The sequence below is a fragment of the Geodermatophilus sp. SYSU D01036 genome (genome assembly GCF_054050435.1).
Window position 1 is genome coordinate 1 of the sequence record NZ_JBJGZJ010000038.1, and the last position, 15,453, is coordinate 15,453.

The 15,453-nt window shown below is 75.6% G+C and carries 14 protein-coding genes and 1 pseudogene; 8 read left to right on the top strand and 7 right to left on the bottom strand.

From position 1 onward, the window contains the following. Positions 1-503, top strand: a 503-nt coding sequence (locus tag ACI8AR_RS22510; protein WP_457052973.1) for a hypothetical protein, incomplete at its 5' end; no start/stop codon positions are given. A gap of 39 nt (positions 504-542) precedes the next feature. Here ACI8AR_RS22510 and ACI8AR_RS22515 read toward each other — a convergent pair. After that, positions 543-2,321 carry an acetyl/propionyl/methylcrotonyl-CoA carboxylase subunit alpha gene (locus ACI8AR_RS22515; protein WP_457052974.1) on the bottom strand — a complete coding sequence of 593 codons (1,779 nt, stop codon included), beginning with the start codon at positions 2,319-2,321 and terminating at the stop codon, positions 543-545. Positions 2,322-2,497: 176 nt separating this feature from the next. Between ACI8AR_RS22515 and ACI8AR_RS22520 the strand changes: the two genes are divergently transcribed. Next, positions 2,498-3,199, top strand: coding sequence for a class I SAM-dependent methyltransferase (locus ACI8AR_RS22520; protein WP_457052975.1), 702 nt, complete (start codon positions 2,498-2,500; stop codon positions 3,197-3,199). Positions 3,200-3,232: 33 nt separating this feature from the next. Here ACI8AR_RS22520 and ACI8AR_RS22525 read toward each other — a convergent pair. The 5 genes and pseudogenes from ACI8AR_RS22525 to ACI8AR_RS22545 form a co-directional block, all read right to left on the bottom strand. Next, positions 3,233-3,418, bottom strand: a pseudogene (locus tag ACI8AR_RS22525) (Maf family protein); the annotation flags it as partial. A 24-nt stretch (positions 3,419-3,442) separates the two neighbouring features. After that, on the bottom strand, positions 3,443-4,177 hold the full coding sequence (locus ACI8AR_RS22530; protein WP_457052976.1) for a class I SAM-dependent methyltransferase: 735 nt from the start codon (positions 4,175-4,177) through the stop codon (positions 3,443-3,445). 56 nt (positions 4,178-4,233) lie between these two features. Further along, entirely contained in the window at positions 4,234-4,842 is a 609-nt protein-coding gene (locus ACI8AR_RS22535; RefSeq protein ID WP_457052977.1) for a Maf family protein, read from the bottom strand. After that, entirely contained in the window at positions 4,839-5,057 is a 219-nt protein-coding gene (locus ACI8AR_RS22540; RefSeq protein WP_457052978.1) for an acyl-CoA carboxylase subunit epsilon, read from the bottom strand. Before ACI8AR_RS22540 ends, ACI8AR_RS22535 begins: the two co-directional genes overlap by 4 nt. Further along, on the bottom strand, positions 5,054-6,679 hold the full coding sequence (locus ACI8AR_RS22545; RefSeq protein WP_457052979.1) for an acyl-CoA carboxylase subunit beta: 1,626 nt from the start codon (positions 6,677-6,679) through the stop codon (positions 5,054-5,056). The genes ACI8AR_RS22540 and ACI8AR_RS22545 overlap by 4 nt, the downstream gene beginning before the upstream one ends. Before the next feature lie 18 nt (positions 6,680-6,697). On the opposite strand from ACI8AR_RS22545, the gene ACI8AR_RS22550 reads away from it, so the two are divergent. From ACI8AR_RS22550 to ACI8AR_RS22570, 5 genes are all read left to right on the top strand, one after another. Continuing rightward, complete coding sequence (locus ACI8AR_RS22550; RefSeq protein WP_457052980.1) at positions 6,698-7,543, top strand: biotin--[acetyl-CoA-carboxylase] ligase; 846 nt, start codon at positions 6,698-6,700, stop codon at positions 7,541-7,543. 122 nt (positions 7,544-7,665) lie between these two features. Further along, entirely contained in the window at positions 7,666-8,964 is a 1,299-nt protein-coding gene (locus ACI8AR_RS22555) for an acyltransferase family protein (protein ID WP_457052981.1), read from the top strand. Positions 8,965-8,995: 31 nt separating this feature from the next. Further along, complete coding sequence (locus ACI8AR_RS22560; RefSeq protein WP_457052982.1) at positions 8,996-9,541, top strand: PH domain-containing protein; 546 nt, start codon at positions 8,996-8,998, stop codon at positions 9,539-9,541. Positions 9,542-9,602: 61 nt separating this feature from the next. Then, positions 9,603-10,754, top strand: coding sequence for an exonuclease SbcCD subunit D (locus ACI8AR_RS22565; RefSeq protein WP_457052983.1), 1,152 nt, complete (start codon positions 9,603-9,605; stop codon positions 10,752-10,754). Beyond that, positions 10,751-13,711, top strand: a complete 2,961-nt coding sequence (locus ACI8AR_RS22570; RefSeq protein WP_457052984.1) for an AAA family ATPase — start codon at positions 10,751-10,753, stop codon at positions 13,709-13,711. Before ACI8AR_RS22565 ends, ACI8AR_RS22570 begins: the two co-directional genes overlap by 4 nt. A 74-nt stretch (positions 13,712-13,785) precedes the next feature. Here ACI8AR_RS22570 and ACI8AR_RS22575 read toward each other — a convergent pair whose 3' ends face one another. Beyond that, on the bottom strand, positions 13,786-14,316 hold the full coding sequence (locus ACI8AR_RS22575; protein WP_457052985.1) for a GtrA family protein: 531 nt from the start codon (positions 14,314-14,316) through the stop codon (positions 13,786-13,788). 272 nt (positions 14,317-14,588) lie between these two features. On the opposite strand from ACI8AR_RS22575, the gene ACI8AR_RS22580 reads away from it, so the two are divergent. Next, positions 14,589-15,341 carry a polyprenol monophosphomannose synthase gene (locus ACI8AR_RS22580; protein WP_457052986.1) on the top strand — a complete coding sequence of 251 codons (753 nt, stop codon included), beginning with the start codon at positions 14,589-14,591 and terminating at the stop codon, positions 15,339-15,341. Positions 15,342-15,453: the final 112 nt, after the last annotated feature.

Consider the following 15,453-nt stretch of genomic DNA (forward strand, 5'->3'; position numbering starts at 1 on the left):
CCGACGGGAACCTGGTGGTGTACGCCCCGGACGGCCGGGCGCTGTGGAACGCGCGCACCAACGGCAATCCCGGCGCCCGGCTGCAGATGCAGGACGACGGCAACCTGGTCCTCTACCGCGCCGACGGGGCGCCGGCGTGGTGGACGGGACGGGACGCCTTCGACGTGCTGCGGGCCGGGGAGCAGATGGCCCGTGGTCAGTCGCTGCGGTCCCCGTCGGGGGAGTACCGGGCGGTGGCGCAGCCGGACGGGAACCTGGTGGTCTACGGCGCCGGGGAGCGGGTGTTGTGGCATGCCCACACCCACGGCAACACCGGTGCGCGGACGGTGGTGCAGGCCGACGGGAACCTGGTGGTGTACGCCCCGGACGGCCGGGCGCTGTGGAACGCGCGCACCAACGGCAATCCCGGCGCCCGGCTGCAGATGCAGGACGACGGCAACCTGGTCCTCTACCGCGCCGACGGCCGGGCCCTGTGGTCGTCCCGGTTCGGCCCAGCGTCCTGAGCACGTCCGGTCCGGCTGGTGCGCACCGGCCGGACCGCCTCAGGCGGGGGACTCTCCCGCGGCGTCGACGATCGAGCAGATGACCGCGCCGCTGGTCACGGTGGCGCCGACCTCGGCCGACAGCCCGGTCACGGTGCCCGCCTTGTGCGCGGTGAGGGGCTGCTCCATCTTCATCGCCTCGAGGACGACGACGAGGTCACCGGCCTCGACCGTGTCGCCCTCCTCGAGGGCGACCTTCACGATCGTGCCCTGCATCGGCGAGGTCAGGGAGTCGCCGGACGCCGCGGAACCGCCGTGGCCCGAGCCCCGCTTGCGCGGCTTGGCGCCCCCGCCGGCGGCCACCGGCGCCCCGCCGCCCGCGGCCAGCCCGGCGGGGAGGGAGACCTCCAGCCGGCGCCCGCCGACCTCGACGACGACGGTCTGCCGCGGCGCCTCCTCGTCGGCCCCGGCCGGCGCGGCGCTGTAGGGCTGCACCTGGTTGTCCCACTCGGTCTCGATCCAGCGGGTGTGCACGGTGAACGGCTCGCTGGTGAACGCCTCGTCGCGGACCACCGCGCGGTGGAACGGGACGACCGTGGGCATGCCCTCGACGACCAGCTCGTCCAGCGCGCGGCGGGCGCGCTGCAGCGCCTCCTCGCGGCTGGCGCCGGTGACGATCAGCTTGGCCAGCATCGAGTCGAACGCGCCGGCCACCTCGCCACCGGTCTCCACACCGGAGTCCCAGCGCACGCCCGGACCCTGGGGGATCTCCAGCCGGGTGACCGGGCCGGGGGCCGGCATGAAGTTGCGGCCGGCGTCCTCGGCGTTGATCCGGAACTCGATGCTGTGCCCGCGCGGGGCCGGGTCCTCGGTGATCTCCAGCGGCAGGCCCTCGGCGATGCGGAACTGCTGGCGCACCAGGTCGATGCCGCTGGTCTCCTCGCTGACCGGGTGCTCCACCTGCAGGCGGGTGTTGACCTCGAGGAAGGAGATCGAGCCGTCGGCGCCGACGAGGTACTCGACGGTGCCGGCGCCGTGGTAGCCGGCCTCCCGGCAGATCGCCTTGGCCGACTCGTGGATGCGCGCCCGCTGCTCGTCGGTCAGGAACGGCGCCGGGGCCTCCTCCACCAGCTTCTGGTTGCGCCGCTGCAGCGAGCAGTCGCGGGTGCCGACGACGACCACGTTGCCGTGCGTGTCGGCCAGGACCTGCGCCTCGACGTGCCGCGGCTTGTCGAGGAACCGCTCGACGAAGCACTCGCCGCGGCCGAAGGCCGACACGGCCTCCCGGACCGCGGAGTCGAACAGGTGCGGGATCTCCTCCTCGGTGCGGGCGACCTTCAGGCCACGCCCGCCACCGCCGAACGCGGCCTTGATCGCCACCGGCAGGCCGTGCTCCCGGGCGAAGGCCAGCACCTCGTCGGCGCCGGACACCGGGTCCTTGGTGCCGGGCACCAGAGGCGCGCCGGCCTTGGTGGCGATGTGCCGTGCGGCGACCTTGTCGCCGAGGGCGACGATCGACTCGGGGGAGGGGCCGATCCAGGTCAGCCCGGCGTCGAGGACGGCCTGGGCGAAGTCGGCGTTCTCCGACAGGAAGCCGTAGCCGGGGTGGACGGCGTCGGCGCCGGAGCGCTTCGCGGCGTCGATGATCTTGTCGATGACCAGGTAGGAGTCGCCGGGCGTGGTGCCGCCCAGGGCGAACGCCTCGTCGGCGACGCGGACGTGCAGGGCGTCGCGGTCGGGCTCGGCGTACACCGCGACGCTGGTCAGCCCGGCGTCCCGGCAGGCGCGGGCGACCCGGACCGCGATCTCCCCGCGGTTGGCGATGAGGACCTTCTGCACCGGACGACTCCCTCGCTCGAGAACGTCCGGACTGTAGCCAGCCGAGGACGGTCCACCACCGGCAGGGCAGGGATGCCCCTCGGCGGCCGCCCGTCACCGGGGCTCGGCGCCGGCGGCTCGAGACGCCCGTGCTGCCGGAGCTGGCCGTCGTGCCGGGTCGGTCCCTACGGTCTGCTATGGACACGGAACCGACACTGTCCCGGAACGCCTCGTTCGACGACGATCCCCACGGCTACGACGCGGTGCGGGCGAGCGGGCACATGACCCGGCGCCGGCTGGACGTCTTCCTGCAGGCGCTCGACGAGGTTCCCGGGCCGGTGCTCGAACTCGGGTCCGGCACCGGTGTGCTGCTGCGCCGCCTGGCCGCGGCTCGGCCGGACCGACAGTTGACGGGTGTCGAGCCGATCGCCGACTACGTGGCCTTCGCCGCTGCCCAGGCCCGCCAGGAAGGGCTGGCCAACGTCCGGTTCGAGCTCGGCACCGCCGAACGCTTGCCGCCGTCGGTCGAGTCCGGGTCGGTCGGACTGCTGCTCAGCGTCGACGCGCTGCACCACGTCGACGACGTCGACCGCACGGTGGCCGAGGCCGCCCGCATCGCCGCCCCGAACGCGCGCTGGCGCGCGATGGAGCCCAACCGGCTGCACCCCTACGTCTGGGCGTACCACACGTTCACCGCCGGCGAGCGCACCTTCCCGGTCCGTGGCTTCCTGCGGCGTGCCCGCCGGGCCGGATGGCGGCCAGTGTCCTGCCGGTCGCTGTTCCTCTATCCCAGCGGCGTCGAGCAGGTGCCGGACTGGGCGAGCAGACTGGAGCGCCGCCTCGAGGGAGTGCGGGCGCTCGCCGGCGGGATCGTCGTCGACCTCGTGCGAGCCGGCTGACCACGGACCGGGAGGCTCGGCTGCGCGCACGAACGGGGCGCCGAGGCCGTCGAGGGTGGACGCGCCCGCGACCGCCAGCGGCTCGCCGGTGGCCAGGTAGGCCTCGACCTCCGCGGGCGTCGGGGTGGCGAAGTGCACGACGGCCGAGGTGACGACGACGTCGCGGGACTCGACCGCCCCGCCCCGGACGCCGAGCAGCGCCCGTCCGCCCGCCCGCACCAGGGCGGGGAGCCGGAGCGCGGCTCAGCCGGTGGCCGGCTTGGTGACGGCGTAGCGGAACCCCCGCCAGTTGGGCCCCGGGCTGTCGTCGGGCTGGACCCGCAGCACCACCAGGCCGCGCTCGGTCAGACGGGGCAGCAGCACCTCCATCGGCAGGCCGTGCATCTGCAGCACCGCGCCGAACCGCCGCCGGACGTAGGCGTGCACCAGCGGCCGGGGAACCGTCCGGTACAGCCGGCCGACCAGGGTGTCCGACGGTCCGGTGGGGACGGCGAAGACCGCCAGCCCGCCCGGCCGCAGCACCCGGCCGAACTCCTCGGCGTAGCGCAGCGCCAGCTCGGGCGGCATGTGCTGCAGCACGATCGTCGACAGCACCATGTCGAAGCTGTCGTCGGCGAACACGGACAGGTCCGGCGCCTCGTTGTGCACGAAGGTGCAGCGGCCCTCGGCGTCGTGCCGGCGCGCCTCGGCGAGCATCGACGGCGCGATGTCCACGCCGGTGACCCGGTCGAAGTGCCGGGCCAGGGCCTGGGTCAGCCGGCCCACCCCGCAGCCGAAGTCCAGCGCCGTCTCCCGCCGCGCCGGCAGTCCGAGGGAGTCGGCCAGCGCCATGACGTCGTCCACCACGCGGACGCCGGTGGCGAAGAACTCCTCGGGGTCCCAGCGCCCGCCGCGGCGGTCGGGCTCGGTGAGCACCGCCCACAGCGGGTCCCGCGAGCCGAAGGTGTCCCACGCCGTGCGCAGGGAGCGTGTGTCCACGGCGGGACCCTAGGCCGGTCGGCGGGCGGGAGCCAGGGCCGCGGTGGCCGTACCGGTCAGCGCCGCCAGAGGTCGGTGATCGTCAGCCCGCGGCGGCGCAACTGCTCCCGCAGCGCGGCCAGCGACAGCCCGATCACCGACGCCGGGTCGCCCTCGACCCGGCGCACGAACGGGGCGCCGAGGCCGTCGAGGGTGAACGCGCCCGCGACCGCCAGCGGCTCGCCGGTGGCCAGGTAGGCCTCGACCTCCGCGGGCGTCGGGGTGGCGAAGTGCACGACGGTCGAGGTGACGACGACGTCGCGGGACTCGACCGCCCCGCCGCGGACGTCGAGCAGCGCCTGACCGGTGTGCAGCACACCCGAGCGGCCCGACATCCGCCGCCAGCGCTCCCGCGCCTCGGCGGCGTCGGCCGGCTTGCCCATCGCCTGCCCGCGGAACTCCAGCAGCGAGTCCGCGCCCACCACCAGGGCGTCGTCCTCCCGCCCGGCGACGGCCGACGCCTTGGCCGACGCCAGCAGTGCGACCCGCTCGGCGACGCGCGGCGCGGTCACCGTGGTCTCGTCGACCTCGCTGACCACGACCTCGGGCGCGAGGCCCGCCTGGCGCAGCAGGGCGAGCCGGGCCGGGGACGCCGAGGCCAGGACCAGCCGGCGGGTCCCGCTCATGCGAACCTCCCGGACGCGCGCCAGCCGCCGGGGCCGGGCCGCAGCGGCTGCCGGTGCGCGTCGGCCCGGGTCGCCCACGCCCCGACCGGGGTCGGGCGCCGCCGCGGCCGGCGCTGCGAGAGCGCGGCCACGACGACGGTGAGGGCGGCGAGCTCCTCGGCGGTCGGCTCGCCGCGGACCACCCGCAGCAGCGGGCGCTGCGCGTCCTCGCTCACAGGGGGATGTTCCCGTGCTTCTTCGGCGGCAGCGTCTGGCGCTTGTTGGCCAGCAGCCGCAGCGCCTTGGTGATCTCGATGCGGGTCTCCGAGGGGCGGATCACCTGGTCCACGTACCCGCGGTCGGCTGCGATGTACGGCGACAGCAGCGCGTCCTCGTACTCGGTGATGAGCTCCGCGCGGCGGCCGTCGGCGTCCGGGGCGTCGGCCAGCTCGCGCCGGTAGAGGATGTTCACCGCGCCCTGGGCGCCCATGACGGCGACCTGCGCGGTCGGCCAGGCGAGGTTCAGGTCGGCGCCGAGGTGCTTGGACCCCATGACGTCGTAGGCGCCGCCGTAGGCCTTGCGCGTGATGACCGTGATCTTGGGGACCGTGGCCTCGGCGTAGGCGTAGATGAGCTTGGCGCCGCGGCGGATGATCCCCTCCCACTCCTGCGACGTCCCGGGGAGGAAGCCCGGGACGTCGACGAAGGTGAGCACCGGGACGTTGAAGGCGTCGCAGGTGCGCACGAAGCGGGCCGCCTTCTCGCTGGCGTCGATGTCCAGCGTGCCGGCGAACTGGGTGGGCTGGTTGGCCACGACGCCGACCGGCCGGCCCTCGACCCGGCCGAAGCCGACCACGATGTTCGGCGCGAACAGCGCCTGCACCTCGAGGAACTCGCCGTCGTCGAGCACGTGCTCGATGACGGTGTGCATGTCGTAGGGGGTGTTCGGCGAGTCGGGGACGACCGTGTCGAGCTCGTGGTCCTCGTCGGTGACGCCGTCCGGCGTCGTGTCGGCCGGGGCGACCTCGACCGCGGGCAGCGGGTCGAGGTTGTTGCTCGGCAGGTAGGACAGCAGCGCCTTGACGTAGTCGAGCGCGTCGGCCTCGTCCTCGGCCAGGTAGTGCGCGACGCCGGACTTGGTGTTGTGCGTGCGGGCGCCGCCGAGCTCCTCGAGCGTGACGTCCTCGCCGGTCACGGTCTTCACGACGTCCGGACCGGTGATGAACATCTGGCTGGTCTGGTCGACCATCACGATGAAGTCGGTGAGCGCGGGGGAGTAGACGTGCCCGCCGGCCGCGGCGCCCATGACCAGCGAGATCTGCGGGATGACGCCGGAGGCGTGCACGTTGCGCCGGAAGATCTCGCCGTAGAGGCCGAGGGAGACCACGCCCTCCTGGATGCGCGCGCCGCCGCCCTCGTTGATCCCGATGACCGGGCAGCCGTTGCGGATGGCCAGGTCGAGGACCTTGACGATCTTCTCGCCGTAGACCTCGCCGAGGCTGCCGCCGAAGACGGTGACGTCCTGGGAGAACACGCACACCGGGCGGCCGTCGACCGTGCCGTAGCCGGTGACGACACCGTCGCCGAAGGGCCGCCGGGCGTCCATGCCGAAGTTGCTGGAGCGGTGGCGGGCGAACTCGTCGAGCTCGGTGAACGAGCCCGGGTCCAGCAGCGCCTCGATGCGCTCGCGGGCGGTCATCTTGCCCGCCGCGTGCTGCTTCTCCACCGCCCGCTCGGAGCCGGCGTGCGTGGCCTCCTGGACGCGGCGCTCGAAGTCCGCCAGCTTGCCGGCGGTCGTGTGGATGTCGATGTCGCCGGGGACGTGCTCGCCGGCGCTCTCCAGTTCAGCCGCACTCACGGCCCGTAGCGTAGGGGAGTGCCCGACACGCCCTCCGCCCGCTGGTCGGAGTTGGACCGCCCCCCGCTCGACGCCGCGGCGCTGCAGGCCGCGCTGACCAGGGACAGCCGGCTGTGGCGCTCCCTGGAGGTGGTCGAGGAGGTCGGCTCCACCAACGCCGTCCTCGCCGACCGGGCCGCCGACGACGACGTGCCCGAGGGTGCGGTCCTCGTCGCCGAGCACCAGGCCGCCGGGCGCGGGCGGCTCGACCGCACGTGGACCTCCCCGCCGCGGGCCGGGCTGACGGTCTCGGTGCTCCTGCGGCCCGACGTCCCGGCCGCGCGCCGCGGCTGGCTGCCGCTGCTCACCGGCGTGGCGCTGGCCGAGGCCGTCGGGGAGGTCACCGGCGTGCGCACCTCGCTCAAGTGGCCCAACGACCTGCTCGCCGTCGACGGCGCCAAGCTCGCCGGCATCCTGGCCGAGGCGGTCGGCACCGCGGTGGTCGTCGGCACCGGGCTCAACGTCGGCACCCGCCGGGAGGAGCTGCCGCCCACCGGGTCGTCACTGGCGCTGGTCACCGGCGCCCCGGTCGACCGCGGGCCGGTCCTGCTGGCCTACCTCCGTGCGCTCGAGCGGCGCTACCTCGCCTGGACGGCGGCGCTCGGCGACCCGGTCGCCACCGGCCTGGCCGCGGACTACCTCGCCTGGTGCTCGACGGTCGGCGCCGAGGTGACCGTCACGCTGCCCGACGGGTCGACGCTGAGCGGCACCGCGACCGCCGTCGACTGGGACGGCCGGCTGGTGGTCCGCACCGACGGCGGCACGGTGGAGCTGGCCAGCGGAGACGTGCAACACGTACGGACGCGACACGCGGGATCGCTGTGACCACTGGGGTCGGACGCCGCGACACGCGGCCGGGGACGTTCCGTCACGGCCTGGCTCGCCTCTAACGTCGACTCATGCAGATCGTAGGCGGTCGGTCACGGAACGTGGCCGAGCGGAGCCCGGTGCCGTCGGGAGACACGCTCGCCGGGGTCAGGGGGGAGATCCGGTCTCTGACCGGTCTCCGCATCGTCGCGGCCGTCTGGGTGGTCGCCTTCCACTTCATGTTCACACCCGGGGACGCCTGGACCCACGTGTGGGAGCCCCTGCGGCCGCTGGTCCAGACCGGGGCCCTCGGCGTCGACCTCTTCTACGTCCTCAGCGGCTTCGTCATCACGCTGACCTACCTCGAGAAGTCCGGACGTCGGCCCTCCGTGCGCGGGACCGTCGCCTTCTGGTGGGCCCGCATCTGCCGGATCTGGCCCGTGTACGCGGTCGTGACGACGCTCTTCGGCGCCTGGATCCTCTACAAGCAGACCCGGACGACCGACGGCTTCCTGGTCTGGCAGAACGTCCAGCCCGAGGTCTCGCTGTGGAGCTACCTGCAGCAGCTGGCCATGGTCCAGCTGTGGGACCAGCCCTCCTTCGACGGTGCGTCGTGGGTCGGACCGGCGTGGTCCATCAGTGCCGAGTGGCTGGCCTACGTGGTCTTCCCCGCTCTCGTCCTCGTGCTGTGGCGCCTCCGGCGGCTGCCCTGGTGGGTGACGGCTGCCCTGGCGGTCGCCTGCATGCTGCCGTTCGCCTACGTCTGCTACCGGACCGGCTCGCCCTACTACGCGTGGAGCTGGGCCGCCCGGATCGGGGCGGGCTTCTTGGCCGGCGCCCTCACCTGCCTCGCGGTGCGCCGTATCCGCATCACCCCGCGGGTCGAGCGGATCGCAGCGGTGGTCGCCGCGCTGGCGCTGGCGGAGATCCTGCTCGGCCTGTGGTGGGGCCACTGGCGTGGTCAGGGTGGCGCCGAGTACGGCGGCGTCGTGGTCGTGCTGTTCCCCGTGCTCATCGGATCGCTGGCGCTGACCCCGCGCGGGATCAGCAGGGTCCTGGGGTCCCGGCCCATGGTCCACGGCGGGCGGATCTCCTTCAGCCTCTACCTCGTCCACGTCCCCGTGTTCGAGATCTTCTGGACCCACATGGGCTGGTACCCGTTCATGGGCCCGAACAGCCCGGTCGGCTCCTTCCTCGTCCCCCACGTGCTGCTGGGCTGCTTCCTGCTGGCTCACCTCTCCTACCGGTACCTCGAGGAGCCGGCCCGGCTGTGGCTGCGTGGCCGCGGGCCGGGTCGCTGGGTCCGCACCCAGCGGACGCCCGGGGCTGCGGTGGGTGCCGTCCCGGGGCCGGACCTCCCGGTCGTGCCGGTCGTCGTCCCGTCACCGGCCCTGCCGGTCGCGGACGAAGCCGTGGCCGTCACCGGCGCGGGGCGCTGACCGGACGTCCCGTCTGGGTCATCCTGACCGGATGCCCTACCCCGACAGGCTGCTGGCCGACGACGAGGAGGTCGTCGTCCACCTGCACCCGCACTGGACGACGCTGTCCTGGCCCGTGACCGGGCTGTTCGCCGTCGTGGGCACCGGCTCCTACCTCGCCGCCCTCGTCCCGGCCGGCCGCCAGCAGGGTGTCCTGCGGATGGCGCTGCTGGCGGCGGTGCTGGTCGCCCTCGCCGTGCTCGTCGTCCGGCCGGTGCTGCGCTGGCGGACCACGCACACCGTCGTCACCACGCACCGGCTGCTGGTCCGCTCGGGCGTGCTGTCCCGCCGCGGCCGGGACGTGCCGCTGTCGCGCGTCACCGACGTCTCGATCCACCAGACGCTCCGGCAGCGGGTGCTGCGCTCCGGGACGCTGACCGTCGAGACCGCCGGCGAGGGGGGCCCGGTGGTGCTCGAGCGCCTGCCCGCCTGCGCCGACGTGCAGCAGCTGCTGGTCCGGCTGGTCGAGGAGGACGGGGACGGGGACCCCTGGGCCTCCGCGGCCGCCGGGGGAGACGGGTACGACGCCGGGGTGTGACCGACCGGTCACGGCGAGCCTGGCCCGGTTCTGTCGTACCCCCGACCTACCCTGCGCGCCCATGCGGCTGCTGCACACCTCGGACTGGCACATCGGGCGGTCGCTGCACGGCGCGGAGCTGCTCGCCGAACAGGAGGCGGTGCTGTCCGGGCTGGCCCGGGTGGTGGCCGAGGAGGGCGTCGACGCCGTCGTCGTGGCCGGGGACGTCTACGACCGGGCGGTGCCCTCGGCCGACGCGCAGGCGGTCCTCGACCGGGTGGTCGGCCGCCTGGTCGGCGCCGGCGCCACGGTCGTCCTCACCCCGGGCAACCACGACTCGGCGCGGCGGCTGGGCACCTTCTCCTCGCTGCTGACCAAGGCCGGGCTGCACGTCCGCGCCGAGACCGCGCGGCTGGACGAGCCGGTGCTGCTCCCCGACGCGCACGGCGAGGTCGCCGTCTACGGGCTGCCCTACCTCGAGCCGGAGATCGCCCGGCACGAGCTCGGTGTGCCGGACGCGCGCAGCCACGAGGGCGTCCTGCGGGCGGCGATGGACCGGGTGCGCGCCGACCTGTTCCTGCGCCCCGGCACCCGCTCGGTGGTGCTCGCGCACGCCTTCGTCGGCGGCGGGGTGGCCAGCGACAGCGAGCGCGACATCTGCGTCGGCGGGGTGGACGTGGTGCCGGCGCCGGTGTTCGACGGCATCGACTACGTGGCGCTGGGGCACCTGCACCGCCCGCAGACCCTCAGCGAGCGGGTGCGCTACAGCGGCTCCCCGCTGGGGTACTCCTTCGGCGAGGCCGGGCAGGACAAACAGGTGTGGCTGGTCGACCTCGACGCCGGCGGGCTGGCCGGCGTCCGGTCCGTGCCGCTGCCTGCGCCCCGGCCGCTGACCGTGCTCACCGGCACCCTCGACGACCTGCTCGCCGACCCCGCTCACACCGCCGCCGAGGAGGCCTGGGTGTCCGCCCGGCTCACCGACCCCGTCCGCCCCGCCGACCCGATGCGCGCGCTGCGCACCCGGTTCGGCCACTGCGTGCACCTGGAGTGGATCGGCGGCACCGACGGCGGCGACGGCCGCAGCTACCAGGAGCGGCTGCGCGGCCGGGACGACCTCGACGTCGCGGGCGAGTTCGTCGCGCACGTCCGCGGCGGGGTGGGCGTCACGGCCGCCGAGCGCGACCTGCTGGCCCGGGCGCTGGGCGCCGCGGGCCGCGAGGAGCTGACCCGGTGAGGCTGCACACCCTCACCCTCACCGCGTTCGGCCCCTTCGCCGGCACCGAGACCGTCCGGGTCGACGAGGTGGCCCGCGACGGGCTGTTCCTGCTCTGGGGCCCCACCGGCGCGGGCAAGACGACGCTGCTCGACGCCGTGGTCTTCGCGCTCTACGGCACCGTCCCCGGCGCCCGCGGCGAGGCCCGCCGGCTGCGCAGCGACCACGCCGACGCGGCCACCCGCACCGAGGTCTCCTGCGAGCTGACCCTCGCCGGCGAGCGGCTGCTGGTCGTCCGCCGCCCGGAGCAGACGCGGCCCAAGAAGCGCGGCGCCGGCGAGACCACCGAGCAGGCCAAGCTCACCGTGCAGCGCCACACGGCCGACGGCTGGGAGCCGGTGAGCACCCGCATCGACGAGGGCTCGGAGTACCTGCGGGTGCGGCTGGGCCTGTCGGCCGAGCAGTTCTGCCAGGTGGTGCTGCTGCCCCAGGGCGACTTCGCCCGGTTCCTGCGCGCCGAGCCCGAGGACCGCGGCCGGCTGCTGCGCACGCTGTTCGACGTCGACCGGTTCGCCCGGGCCGAGGACTGGCTGGCCGGGGAGCGGCGGGCCGCCGAGGAGGAGCTGCGCGCCGACCGGCACCGGGTGAGCACGCTGCTGCACCGCGTCGCCCAGATCGCCGACGTCGAGGTGCCCGAGGAGCTCGCCCCCGAGCTGGTCGGCGCCCGCCCCGGCGCCTCGGTCGGCGCCTGGGTGACCGGGGTGCGCGGCCGGGCGGCCGAGCGGCTGGTCCGCGCGGCCGCCGAGGCCGACGGCGCGGCCGCGGCGAGCACCCGGGCCGAGGCGGAGCTCGCCGCCGCGCGGGCGCTGGCCGACCGGCACGCCCGCCGCGACCGGGCCCGCGCCGAGCTGGAGCGGCTCACCGCCCGCGAGCCGGAGCTGGCGCCGCTGCGGGACCGGGCCGACGCCGGCCGCCGCGCCGAGGTGCTGCGCGACGTCCTGGACGCCGCCGGGCGCGCCGCCCGCGCCGCCGAGCGGGCCGCCGCCGCCCGGGAGGCCGCCGAGGCGGCCTGGGCCGCGGTCTCCGGTGGGCGCCCGGCCGGCCCCGAGCCGGCGCGGGAGCTGCGCGACGCCGCCGCCGCGGTCCGGACCCTGCTGCCCGAGGCCGACCGCGCCGCGGGCCTGGCCGCCGAGGTCGCCCGCCTGGCCCGCGAGGGCGAACGGCTCACCGGCCGCGTCGCCGACGGCGCCCGCGCCGTCGAGGAGGAGCCCGCCCGCGTCGCCGCGGCGCAGGCCCGGCTCGACGCCGCGCAGGCCGCCGCCGCCCGCCTGCCCGGCCTCGTCGCCGCCGACGAGGCCGCCCGCGCCGCGCTGGAGGCGGCCACCCGCGCCGCGGAGGTGACCGGCCGGCTCGACCGCGCCGCCAAGGCCGCCGACGTCGCCCGGCTGGGCTGGCTGGAGGCGCGCGAGCGGCTGGTCGAGGTCCGCACCGCCCGGCTCGAGGGCATGGCCGCCGAGCTCGCCGCCGGGCTGACCGACGGCGCCGACTGCCCGGTCTGCGGCTCGGCCGTGCACCCCCGCCCCGCGGTGCCGGCCGGCGCCGCGGTCACCGGCGACGACGAGGAGCGGGCGCGCGCCGCCGTCGACGCCGCCGAGGAGCGGCGCACCGCCGCCGGCCGGGCGGTCGAGGAGCTCGAGCGGCAGCTGGCCGTGCTGCGCGCGCAGGCCGGGGAGCTGCCGGCCGCCGAGCTGTCCGGGCGGGCGGCGGCCGCGGCGGCCGCCCGCGCCGAGGTGGCGGCGCTGGCCCGCGACGTGGAGCCCGCCCGCCGCGAGCTGGCGGCGGCCGAGCAGCGACGGGACGCCGCCGTCACGGTGCTGGCCGCCGACCGCGAGGCGCTGCAGCGGGTCACCGCCGAGCACGACGCCCGTGCGGAGGCGCACGCCGAGCTGGCCGCCCGCCTCGACGCCGCCCGCGGGCAGGACCGCGACCTGCCGGCCCGCGTCGCGCGGCTCACCGCCGAGGCCGCCCGCTGCGAGGCCGCCGTCGCCGCCGCCGAGGAGGAGCGCCGCGCCCGCACCGCCGCCGAGGAGGCCCGGGACGCCGCCGGGCAGCGCGCCGCCGCGGCCGGGTTCGCCGGCGTGGCGGAGGCGGCCGCCGCCCTGCTGGAGGACGGCCGGCTGGCCGCGCTGGACCGGCGGCTGCGCGAGCACGACGAGGCGCACGCGGTCGTCGTCGCCACCCTCGCCGACCCGGAGCTCGCCGACCTGGGCGAGCGCCCCGACGTCGCGGCCGGGCAGCTGCGCTGCGCGGAACTCACCGCCCGCCGCGAGGACGCGGTCACCGCGCTCGACCAGGCCCGCCGCTGCGCGGACGCCCTCGACGCGCTCGCCGGCGACGTCGTCTCCGCCGAGGTGGAGCTGGCCGAGCGGCGGGCCCGCGCCGAGCAGGTCTCCGGCCTGGCCGACCTCGTCGGCGGGCGCGGAGCGAACACGCTGCGGATGCGACTGCAGTCCTTCGTGCTCGCCGCGCGGCTCGAGCAGGTCGCCGAGGTGGCCAGCCGGCGGCTGCAGGAGATGTCCCGCGGCCGCTACACCTTCCTGCACAGCGACGCGCTGGGCCGCCACGGCGCCCGCGGCGGCCTGGGCCTCGACGTCCTCGACGAGTACACCGGCGTGCGGCGGCCGACGAAGACCCTCTCCGGCGGGGAGAGCTTCATGGCCTCCCTCGCCCTCGCCCTGGGCCTGGCCGACGTCGTGACCGCCGAGGCCGGCGGGGTGCAGATGGACACCCTCTTCGTCGACGAGGGCTTCGGCACCCTCGACGCGCAGGCGCTCGACGCGGTCATGGGCGTGCTCGACGAGCTGCGCCGCGGCGGGCGGACCGTCGGCGTGATCAGCCACCTGGAGGAACTGCGCACCCGGATCCCCACCCGGCTCGAGGTCGTGGCCGGGCGGTCGGGGTCCCGGCTGGCCGGCTGACGCGACGGGGTCGGGTGCCGATGGGCCCGCTCGATCCGGGCAGGTGGACTCCCGCCGACTGACAGGGCGAGCGCTCAAGCCGCAGTGAGCTCCTGTGCTGCTGCGCCGGCCGGTCGCGCGTGGTCGTCAGGCCGCGACGAGTTCCTGGCCCGGTTCGCCCGAGCGTGCGAGGGGAAGACCCAGCGGCGGTAGCTCAGGTACCGGATGACCGTCCCGAGAGCGATCGAGGCGATGTTGGTCCCCTGGAGCACCCAGGCGCTCTCCTGCCCCAGGGGATAGCGGACCAGTGCGACCAAGGCGAGGCCGATCACCAGGGTCAGACCGTTGACGGCCGCGAAGAGGGTGTACTCGCGACGGATACCGGTGCGGGCCCGATGCGAGAAGGACCAGTACCGATGGCCGAGGTAGGCCACGGTCGTGGAAAGTACGGTCGCGACGAGTTTGGAGCTGACGGCGCCCACCCCGACGTGTGCATACAGGAGCTGGAAGAGGCCGAGGTCGATGACGAAGCACACAGCGCCGACCACGCCGAAAGCGCTCAGCTCCTTGAGGAGCAGGCGCCACGTGAACCCGGCCTGGTGCAGCAGACGCTCGAGGAGGCGCACCCGAGCACTGTATGGCCAACCAGCGAGGCGGCGCGGGGTCGACGAGGAGCCGAGCACAGCGGTGCAGCCGCGGAGACGGACCGTATGTGACCCGGCGCGGTGACGATCCCCTTCCGCCGACCAGTGGCACACCGTGTCCGGACGCGCCCGCGGGGGAGCGGGGGGCCGACGACGCGCGGGCCGGCCGGGACAGGGCCGTCACGAACGGGAGGCGGGACGAGACCTCTCGGAGATCCCATGGCCCGAGGGCGGGCGGCGGGAACGCCACCCTGGTGATCCTCCCGACGTACAACGAGCGGGACAACATCCGTCCCGTCGTCGAGCGGCTCCTGGCTGCCGTCCCCGAGACCGACGTGCTGGTCGTCGACGACGGCAGTCCCGACGGGACAGGGGAGCTCGCCGACGGCTTGGCCGCCGGTGACCCTCGGGTGCACGTCCTGCACCGTCGGAGCAAGGCGGGGCTGGGGGCGGCCTACATCGCGGGGTTCACCTGGGGGATGGAGCGGGACTACCAGGTCCTCGTGGAGATGGACGCCGACGGATCCCACGATCCGCGCCACCTGCCCGAGATGCTCGACCGGCTGGCCGGCGCCGACCTCGTGCTCGGGTCGCGCTGGATGCCCGGTGGGGCGGTGGTCGACTGGCCGCGTCGCCGGGAGTTCCTGTCGCGTGGGGGCAATCTGTACACCCGGCTGGCGCTGGACATCCCGCTCCGGGACGCCACCGGTGGCCTGCGTGCGTACCGGCGTGAGGTCCTCGAGGCGATCGACTACGCCGCAGTGGCGTCGCAGGGCTACTGCTTCCAGGTCGAGCTGGCCTGGCGGGCCGTCCAGGCCGGCTTCATCGTCGCGGAGGTCCCCATCACCTTCACCGAGCGGGAGCGCGGCGAGAGCAAGATGAGTGGCCGGATCGTGCGCGAGGCCCTGTGGGAGGTGACCGTCTGGGGCGCTGCACACCGATGGCGGCAGCTGCGCCGGGGCCTGACACGGACACGGGCAGGGAGGGTGCCGCCCGGGGGTGGCTGACCCCGGGCCCCGGAACCGGGAGACGCGCCAGCGTCGCCGACGTCGCGCACGGTCGGGAGCCTGGCCGTGTCTCGCGGGGACCCGTCGAGCTCCCTCCCCGTCGTGCTGGACG

Bases quoted from the DNA above. Each gene is read 5' to 3' on its own strand.
- ACI8AR_RS22520 (WP_457052975.1), top strand. From the start codon at position 2,498: ATGGACACGGAACCGACACTGTCCCGGAACGCCTCGTTCGACGACGAT.
- ACI8AR_RS22535 (WP_457052977.1), bottom strand. From the start codon at position 4,842: ATGAGCGGGACCCGCCGGCTGGTCCTGGCCTCGGCGTCCCCGGCCCGG.
- ACI8AR_RS22560 (WP_457052982.1), top strand. From the start codon at position 8,996: ATGCCCTACCCCGACAGGCTGCTGGCCGACGACGAGGAGGTCGTCGTC.
- ACI8AR_RS22565 (WP_457052983.1), top strand. From the start codon at position 9,603: ATGCGGCTGCTGCACACCTCGGACTGGCACATCGGGCGGTCGCTGCAC.